Here is an 18,172-nt window from a genome sequence, read left to right as displayed (position 1 = left end):
TAAACTGGACGTATAAAGATGATTGTGAAAGAGATATTTTTGCAACAGTTCGCTATACAGTTTTACCAGCACCACCAGCAGTGTTTAATACACCAGAAGGTGGCGAATTAACATGTGAAGAAGCAAATGTATTCCAAGCACCAAGTTTAGGCTACTCAAATAGCGGAACAGGTGCATGTTTAATAGAAGGTGAAGTACCAGGTGTAGCAACACCAAACTACACAGAATGTGGAGGATATATTGATGTAAACTGGACGTATAAAGATGATTGTGAAAGAGATATTTTCGCAACAGTTCGCTATACAGTTTTACCAGCACCACCAGCAGTGTTTAACCAAGTAAACCCTATAACTATTCAGTGTGAAGATCTACCGTTTACAGATCTTGAATTAGGCTATTCAAATAGTGGAACAGGCGCATGTTTAATAGAAGGTACTGAAATAGGTGTTATTGATAACACAGACTTTAATGGTAGTTGTGGTAAATTCTATGTAAACTGGACGTATACAGATGATTGTGATCGTACAATTACTGCTCAACGAGAAGTTACAGTAGAAGATAATAGTGCACCATATTTACTTGAACCTGGTAGTTTACCATTAGGAGAGTCTGATATAGAGGCATGTTTATCTGAAATTCCTGCACCATATACTGAAGAGTATATAGAAGGATTATTTACAGATAACTGTGGTAATGTTAATGCAACATTAACAATTGTAAACCCACCAGAAAATACAGATTGTCAATGGGCTGTAGCATATATATACACAATACAAGATGATTGTGAGAATTTTGCTTTACCAGTGAAGATATACTATAATGGTGGTGATAAAACACCTCCGGTATTAACAGGTACACCTCCATTAGGTCAAAATACATTAAACTTATGTATTGATGCCGATCTTGGAGAACCAAGTGAAGAGGATGTATTTGAACTATTTACAGATAACTGTGGAGAAGTTCTTACAGCTGATAGTATTGAAAAAACTGAAAAACTTGCAATTGGATCAGACTGTCAGTGGATTAGAGTTTTTGAATATGTGGCTATAGATGCTTGTGGAAATAGATCATTACCTTTCAAAGTAAATTACTCTGGCGGTGATATGTCTGCTCCAGAGTCAACAGGAGTTTGTGATGGAGAGTCTATGACAATACGTACAAGTCAACATCCAACTGCAGCTTGTCCTGGAGGTTTAACAGAGGATTCTATCTCTTTAAATATAGGAGACGAAATAGATGTGTTAAATGACCAATGGTCTGTTGCTGGAATTTCTATAGAAGAAATGATAGGTAATGTAACTTTAGAAAACGGTAAAGGTCTTGTGCCATGTTTTGCAGATAATTGTGCAGATGTTAGCGAGCTTACTTATAGAGTTATTGGTAAAAGTGTAGACAGCAAAACAGATTGCTCAACAACACTATCTGTTACTTTTGAAGTAGAAGATAATTGCAGTAAAATATCAGAACCATTTGTATGTGTGTTTGTAGTTATTGATGATACAGCTCCAGTGATTACTTGCCCAGCAGATATTGATTTATTAGAGCCTACAGTTACTGTAACAGATTCAGGGTCAACTAGTGGTACTAACGATGTAGGAGGTTTAATCCCAACAAGCGGTACTTCTGGACCAGCAGTATTTGATGCACAAGTGAGTGGTATGCCAGCTGGCGCTACTATTTCTAGCATCACTGTTGACATGAATATTTCACATTCATGGACTGGTGACTTAGAGATTTCTTTAGTAGCACCTTCAGGAGTAGAAGCAATTCTATTATTACCAGATGATACAGTTGGAAATGTAGATATGGTAAGCACTAATATCTCTTTTGATGATGCTGCAGCCTTAAATATCGAAAATAATTTTGCATCGACAGGTGGTGTAGCCGATGATGGTACATACAAGCCAAATGATGGTACAGTAACATTTGCTGATTTCATAGCTACTTTATCTGGAGACCAAAATGGTACTTGGTTATTATCAATTGAAGATGATGCAAGTGGTGACTCTGGGTCGTTAGCAAGTTGGGCAGTAAATATCGATTGGGAAGTTGTTGAAGAATCTTTAGATACTTCACCTGCAAATACTGGTATGGCAACTGCTACAGATAACTGTAATAGTTCTCCTTTAATTGACTATAGTGATACATCTGTGGTTGATGGTTGTGGATATGAGACAATAACTAGAACTTGGACTGCAGACGATGGATGTGGTAGAGAAAATAGTGTTGTATCTTGTGTACAGACAATCATTGTACCTGGTGAAGATGTAACACCACCAGTTATTACTTGTCCTGCAGACCAAGCTTTCTTATCTGAAGCTCAAAATGTATTTGGACTTAATGATACACCAGTAGCTATTGAAGATAATACAACCGTAACTACAGATATTAGTATGCCTTATGGCTCTGTTATAGATGGAGTGTCTGTATCAATGGATATAGAACATACTTGGGATGGAGACTTGACTATTGATTTAATGGCTCCATCTGGAGAAACTATTAATTTAGTTTCTGCTTCTGGTTCATCAGATGAAGTTAATGGAACTCGTAATTTCTTTGATGGTGCAGCAAATCCAGCTTCTGACTTTGGTACAGAAACGGATATTGAGCCTAATGGTGGTACATTTGCAGACTTTGCAGCTACTGTAGTTGATGCAAATGGGTTATGGACATTAAGTATTAATGACAGTGCAACTGGTGATGATGGAACATTACATAGTTGGTCTATTAACCTGAGTATTGCAGATGATATCTCTCCAATGGCGTTAGGTTTTGCAACAGCAACAGATACTTGTGATCCACAACCAGTAGTTACTTATAGTGATGTAGCGGCGTCATCTCAAACACCACCTCCAGGAGGTAATCAACAAGAAGTGATAGAAATTACTCGTACTTGGGTAGCAACTGATGCTGCTGGATTAACAGATACTTGTGATCAATTAATAACGATTACACGTAATCCTATCATTACTAGATTACCAAGTAGAGAAAGAAACATTAGTAGTGACGAATTGGTTAAAGAAGATGTAGTAATTGACTTTACTGCGTATCCAGTACCATTTGATAAAGAAGTTAATATAGCTTACACATTTGAGTTTGAAACTAATGTAACTATTGAGTTATTTGATACTAAAGGGTTATTAATCTTAAGTGAAACTAACGAAAGATATGTTGCAGGTTCTAAAGACAGAACAACATTTGATTTGTCTAGAATTTCTAACCAAATGTTCTATGTTAAGTTAACAACTAGTCAAGGTTCGGTTACTAAGAAGATAGTTTCATCTTCTAAAAACAGACGTTAATTAGGGAAACCTAAATGTGAATATAAAAGGCAGCTATTTAATAGCTGCCTTTTTTTGTTTATAATTTATAGTAACAATTAGATGAACAATAGATTATATCACATTAAATAAATAGTTGATTTGTGAGTTTATATATTGAGATGTTAATGAATATAACTAGTAGTAAATATTACTTGTAACTAGTTATTTGATTTGTGATTAGAGTCATTACTAATAAGATAAAGTAAAAGAAAGATGCATTTATATAATATTCTCTTTGAGTGACAATAATCGAGATAGAGTAGAAGAAGAGTTAATTAAACTCGATATTTAAGATAGACTTAGTCCAAGAGATGGCATCATCAAGTTCAGTGAAAATTTCAAAGGGTTTGTTTAAAAATAATTTTTCAATTTCTGCATTTCGTTTTGCTTTAAAATCTGAAGAAACCACACAAAAACCAGCAAGGTTTTTAATTTTTGAAGTTTCAAAGTAAATAGCTGGATCTACAGCGTAAGAATGTACTCTGTGAGTGATGTATACAAATTTTTTGTTTTTGTAGTAAGTGTCAACAATATTGAGTAATACCGCATTGTGCTCAGGCGTAATGGTTTCGCCTTCATTTATAATAACAATCATGTAGTTATCATAAATATGCATCTCACAAAAGTTATATTTTAACACATCTGTCATACCTAAAGTTACTCATAACTAAATATTAAACAAAAAAAAAGTGCCTTTTTCTTAAAAGGCACTTTAAAATTTATGGTAATTAACTAAGATTCAGTTTGTTTTTCTGGTTTTTCAATTTTAATAGTAAGCTCATCTGTTTTACTATCTAAATCCATACTAATTTTATCGCCTTCTTGTATTTGCGAATTGATAATCTCTTCAGCAAGCGCATCCTCTACATATTTTTGTATAGCACGTTTAAGTGGTCTTGCTCCATATTGTTTATCAAAACCTTTTTCTGCAATATAGTCTTTAGCTTTTTTACTTAATTTAAGTTGATAACCTAAATCTTTAATTCGTAAAATTAATTGAGCTAATTCTATATCTATAATCTTATTAATGTGCTCTTTCTCTAGTGCATTAAAGACCATAACATCATCAATTCTATTTAAAAACTCTGGTGCAAATGCTTTTTTAAGTGCATTTTCAATAATGCTTTTAGAGTTGTCACTTGCTTGCGCTTCTTTTGCAGAAGTGCCAAATCCAACACCTTGACCAAAATCTTTGAGCTTACGAGCTCCAATATTAGAAGTCATAATAATAATAGTATTTCTAAAATCAATTTTACGCCCTAAACTATCTGTTAAATAGCCATCATCAAGAACTTGTAATAGCATATTAAATACATCAGGATGTGCTTTTTCTATTTCATCTAGTAATACTACAGCATAAGGTTTGCGTCTTATTTTCTCGGTAAGTTGACCACCTTCTTCATAACCTACATAGCCTGGAGGTGCACCAATTAAACGAGAAACAGCAAATTTTTCCATGTATTCACTCATGTCGATTCTTACAAGAGCTTCTTCGCTATCAAATAATTCTCTAGCTAAAACTTTTGCTAACTGCGTTTTACCAACACCTGTTTGCCCTAAAAATATAAATGACCCAATTGGTTTATTAGGGTCTTTAAGTCCAGCACGATTACGCTGAATAGCTTTAACGACCTTTGCAACAGCTTCGTCTTGACCAATAACTTTACCTTTTATAAGTTCTGGTAATTGAGCTAGTTTGTTGCTTTCTGTTTGCGCAATTCTATTTACAGGAATGCCTGTCATCATTGATACTACATCAGCAACATTATCTTCAGTTACAATTTCTTTGTGCAACTTAGTTTCTTCTTCCCACTTTTCTTGGGCAATAGCTAATTCTTTTTCAATGCGTTTTTCATCATCTCTAAGCTTAGCGGCTTCTTCATATTTCTGTTTTTTAACAACGGTGTTTTTTGTTTCCTTAACATCTTCAAGCTGTTTTTCTAACTCAAGTATTTGTTTTGGCACATCAATATTTGTGATATGAACACGAGAACCAGCTTCATCTAAAGCATCAATAGCTTTGTCTGGTAAAAAGCGCTCAGTCATGTATCTATTAGTTAATTTCACACAAGCTTCTATAGCTTCGTCTGTATAATCAACATTGTGGTGTTCTTCGTATTTTTCTTTAATGTTATTAAGGATTTCAATAGTTTCTTCAACACTAGTTGGTTCTACAATTACTTTCTGAAAACGACGTTCTAAAGCACCATCTTTTTCAATGTATTGTCTATACTCATCTAAAGTTGTAGCTCCAATGCATTGTATTTCTCCTCTTGCTAAAGCAGGTTTAAACATATTTGAAGCATCTAAACTACCTGTGGCACCACCAGCTCCAACTATAGTATGAATCTCATCTATAAATAGAATAATATCATCATTCTTTTCAAGTTCATTCATCACAGCTTTCATGCGTTCTTCAAATTGACCCCTATATTTGGTTCCCGCAACTAGGCTTGCTAAATCTAAAGTTACTACACGTTTATTGAATAATATACGTGATACTTTACGTTTAACAATTCTAAGTGCCAATCCTTCAGCTATAGCTGATTTTCCAACACCTGGTTCACCAATTAATAAAGGGTTGTTCTTTTTTCTTCTACTTAATATTTGAGATACGCGTTGAATTTCCTTTTCACGCCCAACAACTGGGTCAAGTTTACCTTCATCTGCCATTGCAGTTAAATCTCTACCAAAATTATCTAAAACTGGAGTTTTAGATTTTTTAGTAGATTTTGCAGAAGGTTGACTAAACGGATTTTGTTTAGAGTCGTCTCCTTCATTAATATCATCATCAGAAAAAGATTCAGCTTTTGGTTCATCTAAAAAATCATCATCACTTGTTATCATAAACTTAAATTGTTCTTTTGTGTTATCGTAATCTACTTTAAGCTTATTTAAAAGCTTGGTTGTAGGATCATTTTCATTTCTTAAAATGCACAGTAATAAATGTGCTGTGTTAATTGATGTGCTTTGAAATAATTTTGCTTCTAAAAACGTGGTCTTTAAAGCACGCTCTGCTTGTCTAGTAAGGTGTAGGTTTTTCTTCTCGTTAGAAGCAGTCGTAATATTTGGGTTTGCAGGACTTAATATCTCTACTTTTCGTCTAAGATGATTTAAATCAATTTCTAAAGCATTTAAAATCTCAATTGCCTTTCCGCTACCATCACGAAGCAATCCCAACATTAAATGTTCGGTACCTATAAAATCATGTCCTAAGCGTAAAGCTTCTTCTTTACTGTAAGCTATAACATCTTTGACTCTTGGGGAAAAATTATCATCCATAGTAAACTCCTTTCTGCATTAAAAATAGTAAAAACAAGGATATAAAGACAAAAACTATACCTAAATGTTTTTACAATAGCTAATAGAGTGAAAAAACATTAATAAATCAAAACATTTAACAGCCAACTTATCAACTAAAACAGCTGCTAATATTGTTAATAAATAGTGCTAAAAAAGCAAGTTAAAAGTGCTTCAAGGACTATCAAAATGGTTATATTAGCACGATTTGAAAACCTACAAAAAATCTAATTAAATATATATATGGCAGAAGGAGAAAAATTGATTCCAATTAACATTGAAGATGAAATGAAATCAGCTTACATTGATTACTCAATGTCAGTTATTGTGTCACGTGCTTTACCAGACGTTAGAGATGGTTTAAAACCAGTTCATAGACGTGTTTTATATGGTATGCATGAGCTAGGTGTTAGATCTAATACAGCACATAAAAAGTCGGCAAGAATTGTTGGGGAAGTTTTAGGTAAGTATCATCCACATGGTGATACATCTGTTTATGACGCAATGGTACGTATGGCTCAAGAATGGAGTTTACGTTATATGCTAGTTGATGGTCAAGGTAATTTTGGTTCTATTGATGGTGATAGTCCTGCAGCAATGCGTTATACAGAAGCGCGTATGCGTAAGATATCTGAAGACATGTTGGCAGATATTGATAAAGAGACTGTAGATCATAAATTAAACTTTGATGATACTTTACAAGAGCCTACAGTTCTTCCAACACGTATTCCTGGACTATTAGTAAACGGAGCTTCAGGTATTGCAGTTGGTATGGCAACTAATATGCCACCACATAACTTGTCTGAAGTAGTTGATGGTACTGTTGCTTATATAGAGAATAACGATATTGAAATTGATGAATTAATCCAACATGTAAAAGCTCCAGATTTTCCAACTGGTGGAACAATTTATGGATATGATGGTGTAAGAGAAGCTTTTAAAACTGGTCGTGGGCGTATAGTTATGCGTGGTAAAGCGATTATTGAAGAAGTACAAGGTCGTGAAAGTATAATTGTAACAGAAATTCCTTATCAAGTGAATAAGGCTGATATGATTAAAAAGACAGCAGACCTTATTAACGATAAAAAGATTGAAGGCATTTCATTAATTAGAGATGAATCTGATAGAAATGGAATGCGCATTGTTTATGTATTAAAACGTGATGCAATTCCTAATATCGTTTTAAATACACTTTATAAATATACTGCATTGCAATCGTCATTTAGTGTAAACAATATAGCACTTGTTAATGGACGTCCACAGTTGTTAAATCTTAAGGATATGATTCACCATTTTGTGGAGCATAGACACGAGGTTGTTGTTAGACGTACAACTTATGAATTGCGTAAAGCAGAAGAAAGAGCTCACATATTAGAAGGATTAATTATAGCTTCAGATAATATAGATGAAGTGATAGCATTAATTAGAGCGTCATCTAATGCTGATGAAGCACGTGCAAAGTTAATTGAACGCTTTGAGCTTTCAGAAATACAAGCAAAAGCTATCGTAGAAATGCGATTACGTCAACTTACAGGATTAGAACAAGATAAATTACGTTCTGAATATGACGAGTTGATGAAAACCATAGACGACTTAAAAGACATTCTTGATAAAAAAGAACGTCGAATGGATATTATTAAAGAAGAGCTTTTAGTTGTTAAAGATAAGTATGGTGATGAACGTCGTTCATTAATTGAATATGCTGGTGGTGATTTAAGTATTGAAGATATGATACCAGATGAGCAAGTTGTAATTACCATTTCTCATGCAGGTTACATTAAGAGAACATCATTAACAGAATATAAAACCCAAAATAGAGGAGGCGTTGGTCAAAAAGCATCTACTACACGTAATGAAGATTTCTTAGAACATTTGTTTGTTGGTACAAACCACCAATATATGTTATTCTTTACTCAAAAAGGAAAGTGTTTCTGGATGCGTGTTTATGAAATCCCTGAAGGTAGTAAAACATCAAAAGGTAGAGCTATTCAAAATCTTATAAATATTGAGCAAGATGATAAAGTAAAAGCATTTATTTGTACCCAAGATTTAAAAGATGAAGATTACATTAATAATCATTATGTAATTATGGCTACCAAAAAAGGTCAAGTAAAAAAGACATCTTTAGAGCAATATTCACGTCCACGAACAAATGGTATTAATGCAATTACTATTAAAGAAGATGATGAATTATTAGAAGCAAAATTAACAACAGGTAACAGTCAAGTTATGTTAGCACTTAAGTCTGGTAAAGCTATTCGTTTTGAAGAAGCCAAAACAAGACCAATGGGTAGAAATGCTTCTGGGGTTAGAGGTATTAGACTTGCTAATGAAAAGACAGACGAAGTTATCGGGATGATTGCCGTTGAAAATCCTCAAGAAGAATCTGTTTTAGTAGTTTCAGAAAAAGGATATGGTAAACGAACCTATATTGATGACCCTGAAGATGGAGAAGCAGTATACAGAATAACCAATAGAGGCGGCAAAGGTGTAAAAACCATTTCTATAACTGAAAAAACAGGACATTTAGTTGCTATTAAAACTGTAACAGATGAAGATGATTTAATGATAATTAATAAATCTGGTATTGCAATTAGAATGGCAGTTAATGATTTAAGAGTTATGGGAAGAGCTACACAAGGCGTTAAACTTATTAACCTAAAAGGAAGCGATTCTATTGCTGCTGTTGCTAAAGTGATGAAAGATGATGATGATGAAATAAATGATGAAACCATAGATTCAGGAGCTGTTAATGAAAATGGCACAACTATTGGTAATAATGAAGAAGAATAAATAAAAACAACTTAACACTAATTAATAATGAAAAAACAAATTGTAGTTGCTTTAGCACTTTTAGTAAGTACCCTTTCGTTTTCACAGAAAAATGAATTAAAAACTGCTGAAAAAGCAATCAAATCTGGAAACTTTGCAGACGCAAAATCTGCAATTAAATCTGCTGAAGCTTTAATAGTTAGCGCAGATGATAAAACAAAAGCAAAATTTTACTTTTTAAAAGGGGAAACATTATACGCAAATGGTACAGGTTCAAATACAGATATGGATTTAGCTATTGAAAACTTTGCAAAGGTTAAGGATATTGAATCCAAAACAGGTAAAGCAAAATATACTGGACTAATATATGAATTAACTCAAGCGATGCTATCAAATTTTTTAACTAAAGCAAATAAAGCTTTAGAAGAAAAAAACTACTTAGTATCATCTAGTGGCTTTGAAAAAGCTTACCGTATGTCTCCAAAAGATACACTGTATTTATATTATGCCGCATCAACTGCTGTTACAGCTCAAGATTATGATAAGTCATTAGAGCTTTATGAAGAATTAAAAGGTTTGGGGTATCAAGGTTCTGAAGTTAAGTATTCTGCAGTAAATAAAGACTCAGGAGAAACTGAGAATTTTGATAATCAACAATTAAGAGATTTTTCAGTTAAATCTGGAACACATATTGCTCCAAAAGAAACTAAAACTAAATCAAAGGCTGCTGAGATTATAAAAAATATAGCTTTAATTTATGTAAATAAAGGGGATAATGAAAAAGCAATATCTGCAATTGGAGAAGCTAGAGTTCAAAACCCTGATGATTTAAGCTTATTAATGACAGAGGCTAATGTTCAATTAAAAATGGGCAATACATCTGAGTTTAAAAAACTAATAGAAGAAGCTACAAAAAAAGACCCAAATAATGCAGAGTTGCAATACAATTTAGGCGTTGTTGCTGCAGATGCTGGAGAGAATCAAGCAGCAAGAGATTATTACAAGAAAGCTATTTCTTTAAATCCAGATTATGCTGATGCTTATAATAACATGGCAGTTTTAGTATTAAGTGGAGAACAAAAAATAATTGAAGAAATGAATGGCTTAGGAAGTTCAGCTGCTGATGATAAAAGATATGATGAATTAAAAGAAGAGCGTTTGGTTTTATATAGAGAAGCAGTTACTTATTTAAATAAAACTTTAGAGCTTAAACCCAAAAATATAGATGTAGCAAAAACATTATTAAACATATATAGAGTTTTAGGAGATACTGATAAAGCAAATTCAATTAAAGCAAAAATTGAAGCTCTAGAAAGTGGGAATTAATCTATAAATGAATAATAAAAAAAGGCTGCTTATTTAATAAGCAGCCTTTTTTTATATAATTTTTTTAATGACCCTAAGTTTATGTGTGTGATTTTTTGTGTCGACATTATAAATACCTGAATGATCTAATCTATCGATTCTTACTTTGCCATGCGCATGTATTATATAGTTGTCTTCCATTATAATACCTACATGAACAATATCACCATCACTATTATCAAAAAAAGCAAGATCACCAGGTTCACTTTCTTCTATAAAGCTTAAAGCAAGACCTTGAGTGGCTTGTTGTGATGCATCTCTTAATAACATATAGCCATTAAGTTTATACACCATTTGAGTAAAGCCAGAGCAATCTATTCCAAAAGGGGTTTTTCCTCCCCAAAGATAGGGTGAGTTTAAGTACGTAAAAGCGGTTTTTAATAATTGATCTTTCGGTTTCTTTTCAGAATTGCTATTACCTTCAAAAGAGTGATCTAATAAATCAATACCATTTAAGCTTGACCCTAATGGAATTGTATATAACCTATTATTTTTATCTTGAATAAACTCTACCAAATCTATTGATAGAATATGGTCTTCGTTTTTTATAGATTTATAATTTTCTTCCGAAATTTCTTGATATTGTTTATTATCTATCCAACCTTCGTATTTATCGAAAGCTAAACGGATTTTACTCCAAGATTTTCGCCGTTCTAAAACTTTAAAGAGTTCACCATATAATACTTGAGAGACTAACTCACTAGTATCTGAAGGTTCAAATCTTAAAGGAACAATGCTTAAATTACAAATCCCGTATTGCATTAAAGACTTAGTTACGTTCTATTACAATAGCTGAAGCACCACCACCACCATTACAAATAGCTGCAGCACCAATCTTAGCGTCATTTTGTTCTAAAACATTTAATAATGTAATTACAATTCTAACTCCTGAACAACCTAATGGATGACCTAAAGACACAGCTCCTCCATTTACGTTAACGTTGCTGTCATTTAATCCTAAAATTTTCATATTTGCGAGTCCAACAACAGCAAAAGCTTCGTTAAATTCAAAATAGTCAACATCATTTATTGAAATGCCAGCTTTGTCTAATGCTTTTGGTAAAGCTTTGGCTGGTGCTGTTGTAAACCATTTTGGTTCTTGAGCAGCATCTGCATAACTTTTTATTGTAGCAAGAGGTTTTAAACCTAATTCATTTGCTTTTTCTTTGCTCATTAAAACCATTGCGCCAGCACCATCATTTATTGTTGATGCATTTGCTGCAGTAACTGTACCATCTTTAGTAAAAGCTGGACGTAATGCAGGGATTTTTTCAAGTTTTACGTTGGTATATTCTTCATCTTTTGAAACTACAATTGGTTCTCCTCTACGTTGAGGCACTTCAACAGGTACAACTTCATTATCAAATTTTCCTGAGCCCCATGCTTCTGCTGACCTTTTATAAGATTGTATAGCATAGTTATCTTGGTCTTCTCTAGAAAACTCATACTCTGTTGCACAAGCATCTGCACAAACTCCCATCGCATTTTCATCATAAGCGTCAACTAAACCATCCTTTTGCATTCCATCTACGAGTTTAGTTGGGCCAAATTTTGTTGCACTTCTTGCATGCATATAATGAGGGATTAAACTCATGTTTTCCATACCACCAGCAACAACTATTTCAGTATCACCAAGAGCAATTGATTGTGCAGCTTGCATAACCGTTTTCATTCCTGAAGCACATACTTTATTTATAGTTGTACAAGGCACAGTATCTGGTATGCCAGCATATATTGCTGCTTGTCTAGCAGGCGCTTGCCCAGTTCCAGCTTGCACTACGTTACCCATTAAAACCTCTTGAACCATTTCTGGTTTAAGATTAATTTTATCTAAAGCTCCTTTTATAGCTATAGCGCCCAATCGTGGTGCAGGAATAGTAGACAGTGCTCCTAAAAAACTACCAATTGGTGTTCTTGCCGCAGATACAATTACAACTTCTTTACTCATTGTTTTTTTGTTTAGTTTTAATAGCTGCAAAATTAATCATTTTTTAGTAGAATTATGCCTAAAAATGATTTACTGCATAATTTTTAATCTATTATATTTTATTACTTTTGATTGCCTATCTTAATTTCACTAAATGAAGCATTTTATAAATAAGTGGTATCGAAATCATGCATTGGTATACAAAGTGTTATTGTTTTTGTGTACCACATTTTTAATTGTCTACTTATTTCCTAAAAGTGGGAAGTTTAAATATAGTTTTGATAAAGGTAAACCATGGCAGTCAGAAAACTTATACGCTCCTTTTAATTTTGCGATAAAGAAATCGTTAGATGAAATTGAAGATGAAAAGAACGATATAATAAAGAATAGTCCAGTTTATTTTGATTTAGAAACCAATATAAAAGATGGTGTCTATAGTGCTTATGATTTAAAATTTAAGGAAACCTTTACTGATAGTATATTAGAAATCACAAGCGTAGATTTATATGCGAAGGGAAAATCAGTATTAAAGTTAATCTATAAATATGGATTGTTAGATGATGCATATAACTATGCTGCAACAAAGGATGTTATTCTTTTAGAAAATCAGGTTGAAAAAAGGAGAACTACTTTTAATAATTTAACTAAGAATGATTCATTTATAAGAATTCTAGAGCAAAATTTTAATGCTAAAGGTAATCAAAGGTTCAGTTCAGAGTTTGTGTCTTTGTTTTTTGATATAGTAAAGCCTAACTTAAAATTAAATGAGGTTATAACTGATAATGCTTTAAAAGAAGATTTAGATAATATTTCTCCAACCAGAGGCAGTATAGAAAAAGAAACATTAATCATTTCTAAAGGCGAAATTGTTGAAGCAGATAAATTCGAAATTCTTAAGTCTCTTGAGTCTGAATATGCATCACAAGTTTGGAATGCTTCAAATTACAATTTAGTCATATTTGCATATGCATTACTTGTTGCATTAGCATTACTAATGTTATTGCTGTTTTTAAGAAAATATAGAATTGATGTTTTTTTAGACAACACAAAAGTCACCTTTATTTTTTTCAATATATTATTAATGGTTTTTCTAACAACATTAATAATAAACTATGATTCAAAGTATTTATATGTAATTCCGCTATGTATACTTCCTTTAGTTTTAAAAGCATTTTTTGATGCTAGATTGGGTTTATTTGCTCATGTACTCACAGTGTTATTATTAGGTTTTATTGTGCCTAATAGTTTTGAGTATATGTTTCTTCAAATTATAGCAGGAATTGTAACAATATTAACGGTTTCAGAACTATATAAGCGTGCTAATTTATTTGTCTCTGTTGGTCAAATCACCTTAATTTATATTATAGCTTATTTTGCGTTTTATGTTATTCACGAAGGAAATATTACCAATCTTAAGTTTGAAACTTTTGGACTATTTATCTTGTGTGGACTCGCAACGTTATTTGTTCAACCTTTAATATATATCTACGAAAAATTATTTGGATTAGTTTCAGATGTTTCACTTTTAGAATTATCAGATACAAATACTAAGCTTCTAAAAGAGTTGTCAAATAAAGCTCCAGGCACGTTTCATCATTCCCTAAATGTTGCAAATTTAGCTGAAGCTTCGGCAAATGAGATAGGCGCAAATTCAATGTTGGTTAGAGTAGGAGCATTGTACCATGATATAGGTAAGATGAAGAACCCTACTTTTTTTACAGAAAATCAATCTACAGGAATCAATCCACATGATGAATTGTCTTCTAGAGAAAGTGTAACTACAATTATAGACCACGTTTTAAATGGTATTGAAATAGCAAAGAAAAATAATTTACCAGATCGCGTTATCGATTTTATTAGAACACATCACGGTACAAGTTTGGTTTATTATTTTTATTCGAAAGAAAAAGAAATTAACGAGAACACCAATCAGGATGATTTTAGATATATTGGACCAAAACCTTTTAGTAAAGAAACAGCCATATTAATGATGTGTGATAGTGTAGAAGCAGCATCAAAAAGTTTAAAAGAACCATCTTCTACTAAAATAGATAAGTTTGTAGAGGCAATCATTAATAAGCAAATGGAAGATGGACAGTTTTTAAATGCTAATATTACCTTTAAAGAAATTCAATCTATTAAGAAAATATTAAAAAATAAGCTTGCTAACATATTCCATCTCAGAATAGAATATCCTGAATAGTAATTTTACTATAAAAAATTGAAAAAATTGTTTGCGTTCTTTATAATGATAACTTACATTTGCATCCGCATTTGAAATAAAATGTTAAGTTCTTATAAATAAATTGGAGAGGTGCCTGAGTGGCCGAAAGGAGCGGTTTGCTAAATCGTCGTACCTAGAAATAGGTACCCAGGGTTCGAATCCCTGTCTCTCCGCAAAATTTCTTTATAGAAATTAGATAATCAATTCGGGGTGTAGCGTAGCCCGGTTATCGCGCCACGTTTGGGACGTGGAGGCCGCAGGTTCGAATCCTGCCACCCCGACTTTACAGAGTTAAGGGCTCTTAGCTCAGCTGGATAGAGCACCTCCCTTCTAAGGAGGCGGTCGAAGGTTCGAATCCTTCAGGGCTCACAAAAAGTCTTACTAGAAATAGTAAGACTTTTTTGTTTTTCCAGTAAGGTTTAGTAATGTATTTCGTCGAACTTTCATCTATAATACCGCACTTTATCGAATAAAAATGCTTTTTATCGCATTTTTTTATTGTTTGCTTGTAATTTTAACATATATTAGCCCACATAATTTTCATTAAACCCCAAACAAATGAAAAACCTACTTAAAACTATTGCTATGGCAATGGTAATCTTTTCGTGCTATAATTGTTCAGTAGAACCAACAGACAATCAATTAGAAAATAATCAAACTGCAACAGAATTATCTGTTTCTTCAGATAGTGATAATCTATGTGCTGGCGATTTACCAAAAATAAAATTAACAAATAATGGTACTTACGTATTTGACGTATCCATTTTAGGATTTGACTCAGTTTTGTTAGCTTCCCAAGGAGGAATACTAGTAAATAATCATACAGGTTGGATTGAATTATCTGTTTTAGATGTTGTTGTCGTTGCAAATAATCCGACGATATACGGTCAAAAAATTGAATTAAATCTTGAGTTATGTGATAATTTGGAATTAGAAATTGATTCAAATAATGAGTTAATTATATCTGATGCTGATTAAGTTTATATGAAACAATTACAATTCTCTTATTTTTAGAATTTGTAGTAAAAAAAAGATAAAGATTGCCTCCATCAGAAATTTTGAACTTTTTTCGAATTTGCTGAACCGTTTCTGGAAAATTTCTAACAGAAATATTTGCTTTAGTAAACGACTCCTTTTTTAGGAGTTGTTTATTGTAAGGCAAGATTTTTTCAATTTTAAACTGCCTTCCTGGAAAATTGATAGCTTTACTATGTGTATATAAGTGTGAGTTTGTATGTAATTTTAAAGTGTTAGTGTGTTTTGCTAAGGACTTAAACGCTCCCGATTTTAAAATTGCTGCATTAGGTTCGTAGAGATAATTTTGAGGTATGCCACACTCTATGTTTAGATTAGTTTCATCCTTTATTAAAAAATTAAAAAGTTCTTGCTTTGTATTTACAATGTTTATAGTTGCAACACTAACATTTTTATTAAAACCTTTTTCTAAAATCCATAATAGTTCTTTTACTTCATTGTTTACTGCTACAACATGAATAGTTTTAACATGATTTAATTCTTTTAGCCCAATACTTATGTCTAGTAGAGGAGAGGTTTTAATCATAATGTTATTGGTGTGCTTAAATAGTAGTTCAAGATGTTGTGGAACATTTGGTAAGCAGTCATCTAAAAAAAAGACTTTTCCTTTTTGTTTGTTTCTTCTAGAAGGATCAATATAAATATAATCGTATTTTGTGCTTTTAGATTTTAAATAGTTTATGCCATCATCATTTATTGTTGTAATTGAATTGTTAAGCAATTTGGAGTTGTATGTAACTATATCTGATAGATTAGAATTTATTTCGCAATGTGTAACAGTTTTAAAATGCTTTGAGAAGTAATGACAATCTACTCCAAAGCCTCCAGTGAGGTCTATAATTGATTCTCCTTTTACTAATTGTGCTTTATATTTTGCTGTAATCTCTGAGGATGTTTGTTCAATATTTAACTTATTTGGGTAGTAAATATTTTTGGTATTAAACCATGTAGGGAGTTTGTTAAGGCATTTTTTTTTTGCTTCAATTTGCTCAATAACTTCTCTAGTTTCAATATTATTAAAACGTAATCTTTTTAGTAGAAGATTATTAATGTCTGAATTTAAATTTTCATCTATAAAATATTGAATATCACTATTTAGTATGTTTTTGTTCAAAGAAAATCTATAAATTTTTGGTAAGCTTTTTTACTACTTTATATTCTGAAAGGAATTCTTTTAAAATCACCTTTAAGGCTGTGTAAGATGGTACTGCTACAATCATTCCTATTATACCAAAAAGAAGTCCGGCAATAATGATTACTAAGAAAATTTCTAGTGGATGCGATTTTACACTTTTTGAAAATATAATGGGTTGACTAAAAAAATTATCTACCAATTGAGCAATAATAAACCCAATCATTACATAGCTTGTTTTTGGTAAAATTACATCACTAAAACTTTCTCCTAAATTACTAGACATGGTTAGTATTATCATTAAGGCGGCACTTACTAATGGACCTACGTAAGGAATTAGATTTAAAAGCGCACATAAAAATGCAATTACAATGGCATTGTCTATCCCAAAAATTAATAAAACAACAGTGTAAATGATAAAAAGAATTAGAATTTGAAAAATTAAACCAACAAAATACCTTGATAGTAAATCTTTAATTTTTGTTGTTGAAATTTTCCATCTAGACTCTTTATTATCTGGGATAAATGTCATAATTCCATTTTCAAAAAGCCGACTATCTTTCAAAAAGAAAAAGGAAATAAAAAGCACAGAGAATAAGCCAATACTAAAGCTACCTAAACCACTTACAAAAGAATTTAAAAAATTTGGAATCATAGAAAAATCAAGCTTTGAAAGCAGATTAGAATCTTTTAAAGATTTCTCTACATCAATTTGTTTTAAATTGAAGTAATTCATTATCTCAGTATAGAGATTTTCAGCATTACTTTGAAGCTGGTCAATATTTAAAAGTGATAAATTTTGTCCCTGTTCTGCAATTAGAGGAATGAATAAGCCAACAAGACCAGCTAATAGTATAATAAATAATAACATTGTAGCAATTACTGCTATTGTGTTATTAAACTTTAATTTTTTTCTTAAAAATAAAACAATTGGTCTACCTATAAGTGAAATAACTGCTGCAATAGCAATGTATACAATAACAGATTGTATTTTATATAAAAAGAAGAGGATTGTAAAAACGGCTAGTAAAATACCTATGGCTCTTAAAATCCCGTTAGCGATGATTTTTGAATTCATATAGTAAAGATAAAAA

Annotated in this window: 11 protein-coding genes and 3 tRNA genes; 8 read left to right on the top strand and 6 right to left on the bottom strand. The window is 32.0% G+C overall.

All coding sequences use genetic code 11. The features are described 5' to 3' along the window. Nucleotides 1-3,302: proprotein convertase P-domain-containing protein (locus tag BXY80_RS08100; RefSeq protein WP_120200788.1), on the top strand; the 3,302-nt coding region annotated here is incomplete at its 5' end. Nucleotides 3,303-3,594: 292 nt separating this feature from the next. Here the strand turns inward: BXY80_RS08100 and BXY80_RS08095 are convergent. After that, on the bottom strand, nucleotides 3,595-3,972 hold the full coding sequence (locus tag BXY80_RS08095; RefSeq protein WP_120200786.1) for a hypothetical protein: 378 nt from the start codon (nucleotides 3,970-3,972) through the stop codon (nucleotides 3,595-3,597). Nucleotides 3,973-4,055: 83 nt separating this feature from the next. Then, complete coding sequence (locus BXY80_RS08090; RefSeq protein ID WP_120200785.1) at nucleotides 4,056-6,605, bottom strand: ATP-dependent Clp protease ATP-binding subunit; 2,550 nt, start codon at nucleotides 6,603-6,605, stop codon at nucleotides 4,056-4,058. Nucleotides 6,606-6,866: 261 nt separating this feature from the next. Between BXY80_RS08090 and gyrA the strand changes: the two genes are divergently transcribed. Together gyrA and BXY80_RS08080 are read left to right on the top strand one after the other, a co-directional pair. Beyond that, nucleotides 6,867-9,416, top strand: coding sequence for a DNA gyrase subunit A (gyrA, locus tag BXY80_RS08085; RefSeq protein WP_120200783.1), 2,550 nt, complete (start codon nucleotides 6,867-6,869; stop codon nucleotides 9,414-9,416). 27 nt (nucleotides 9,417-9,443) lie between these two features. Next, entirely contained in the window at nucleotides 9,444-10,721 is a 1,278-nt protein-coding gene (locus BXY80_RS08080) for a tetratricopeptide repeat protein (protein ID WP_120200781.1), read from the top strand. Between the two features lie 51 nt (nucleotides 10,722-10,772). Here the strand turns inward: BXY80_RS08080 and BXY80_RS08075 are convergent, their stop codons facing one another. Next, nucleotides 10,773-11,522 carry a C40 family peptidase gene (locus BXY80_RS08075; protein WP_120200779.1) on the bottom strand — a complete coding sequence of 250 codons (750 nt, stop codon included), beginning with the start codon at nucleotides 11,520-11,522 and terminating at the stop codon, nucleotides 10,773-10,775. 7 nt (nucleotides 11,523-11,529) lie between these two features. Then, complete coding sequence (locus BXY80_RS08070) at nucleotides 11,530-12,708, bottom strand: acetyl-CoA C-acyltransferase (RefSeq protein WP_120200777.1); 1,179 nt, start codon at nucleotides 12,706-12,708, stop codon at nucleotides 11,530-11,532. Between the two features lie 133 nt (nucleotides 12,709-12,841). On the opposite strand from BXY80_RS08070, the gene BXY80_RS08065 reads away from it, so the two are divergent. The 5 genes from BXY80_RS08065 (at nucleotide 12,842) to BXY80_RS08045 (ending at nucleotide 15,889) form a co-directional block, all read left to right on the top strand. Then, the gene (locus BXY80_RS08065; RefSeq protein WP_120200775.1) at nucleotides 12,842-14,890 is read left to right on the top strand and encodes an HD family phosphohydrolase; all 2,049 of its coding nucleotides are present in this window, start codon (nucleotides 12,842-12,844) and stop codon (nucleotides 14,888-14,890) included. Nucleotides 14,891-14,995: 105 nt separating this feature from the next. Further along, a tRNA-Ser gene (locus tag BXY80_RS08060) sits at nucleotides 14,996-15,084 on the top strand. Nucleotides 15,085-15,117: 33 nt separating this feature from the next. Further along, nucleotides 15,118-15,192, top strand: a tRNA-Pro gene (locus BXY80_RS08055). Between the two features lie 14 nt (nucleotides 15,193-15,206). Further along, nucleotides 15,207-15,280 (top strand) — tRNA-Arg (locus BXY80_RS08050). A gap of 189 nt (nucleotides 15,281-15,469) precedes the next feature. Beyond that, nucleotides 15,470-15,889: a hypothetical protein gene (locus BXY80_RS08045; protein ID WP_120200773.1), complete on the top strand. Its 420-nt coding sequence runs from the start codon at nucleotides 15,470-15,472 to the stop codon at nucleotides 15,887-15,889. Here the strand turns inward: BXY80_RS08045 and BXY80_RS08040 are convergent. Next, a complete protein-coding gene (locus BXY80_RS08040) occupies nucleotides 15,870-17,060 on the bottom strand; it encodes a THUMP-like domain-containing protein (RefSeq protein ID WP_120200771.1) in 1,191 nt (396 codons plus the stop codon). The two genes, BXY80_RS08045 and BXY80_RS08040, sit on opposite strands and share 20 nt — an antisense overlap. A gap of 7 nt (nucleotides 17,061-17,067) precedes the next feature. Continuing rightward, a complete protein-coding gene (locus BXY80_RS08035; protein ID WP_120200769.1) occupies nucleotides 17,068-18,156 on the bottom strand; it encodes an AI-2E family transporter in 1,089 nt (362 codons plus the stop codon). Between the last annotated feature and the right edge of the window lie 16 nt (nucleotides 18,157-18,172).

The sequence above is a fragment of the Ichthyenterobacterium magnum genome (genome assembly GCF_003610635.1).
Classification (GTDB): domain Bacteria; phylum Bacteroidota; class Bacteroidia; order Flavobacteriales; family Flavobacteriaceae; genus Ichthyenterobacterium; species Ichthyenterobacterium magnum.
The sequence above is the reverse complement of the archived record's forward strand: the minus strand, read 5'-3'. Positions and strand labels throughout refer to the sequence as shown.

Excerpts from the sequence above, each read along its gene's own strand:
- BXY80_RS08070 (WP_120200777.1), bottom strand. The coding sequence starts at position 12,708 with ATGAGTAAAGAAGTTGTAATTGTATCTGCGGCAAGAACACCAATTGGT.
- BXY80_RS08080 (WP_120200781.1), top strand. The coding sequence starts at position 9,444 with ATGAAAAAACAAATTGTAGTTGCTTTAGCACTTTTAGTAAGTACCCTT.
- BXY80_RS08065 (WP_120200775.1), top strand. The coding sequence starts at position 12,842 with ATGAAGCATTTTATAAATAAGTGGTATCGAAATCATGCATTGGTATAC.
- BXY80_RS08035 (WP_120200769.1), bottom strand. The coding sequence starts at position 18,156 with ATGAATTCAAAAATCATCGCTAACGGGATTTTAAGAGCCATAGGTATT.
- BXY80_RS08090 (WP_120200785.1), bottom strand. The coding sequence starts at position 6,605 with ATGGATGATAATTTTTCCCCAAGAGTCAAAGATGTTATAGCTTACAGT.
- BXY80_RS08075 (WP_120200779.1), bottom strand. The coding sequence starts at position 11,522 with ATGCAATACGGGATTTGTAATTTAAGCATTGTTCCTTTAAGATTTGAA.
- gyrA (WP_120200783.1), top strand. The coding sequence starts at position 6,867 with ATGGCAGAAGGAGAAAAATTGATTCCAATTAACATTGAAGATGAAATG.
- BXY80_RS08095 (WP_120200786.1), bottom strand. The coding sequence starts at position 3,972 with ATGACAGATGTGTTAAAATATAACTTTTGTGAGATGCATATTTATGAT.
- BXY80_RS08045 (WP_120200773.1), top strand. The coding sequence starts at position 15,470 with ATGAAAAACCTACTTAAAACTATTGCTATGGCAATGGTAATCTTTTCG.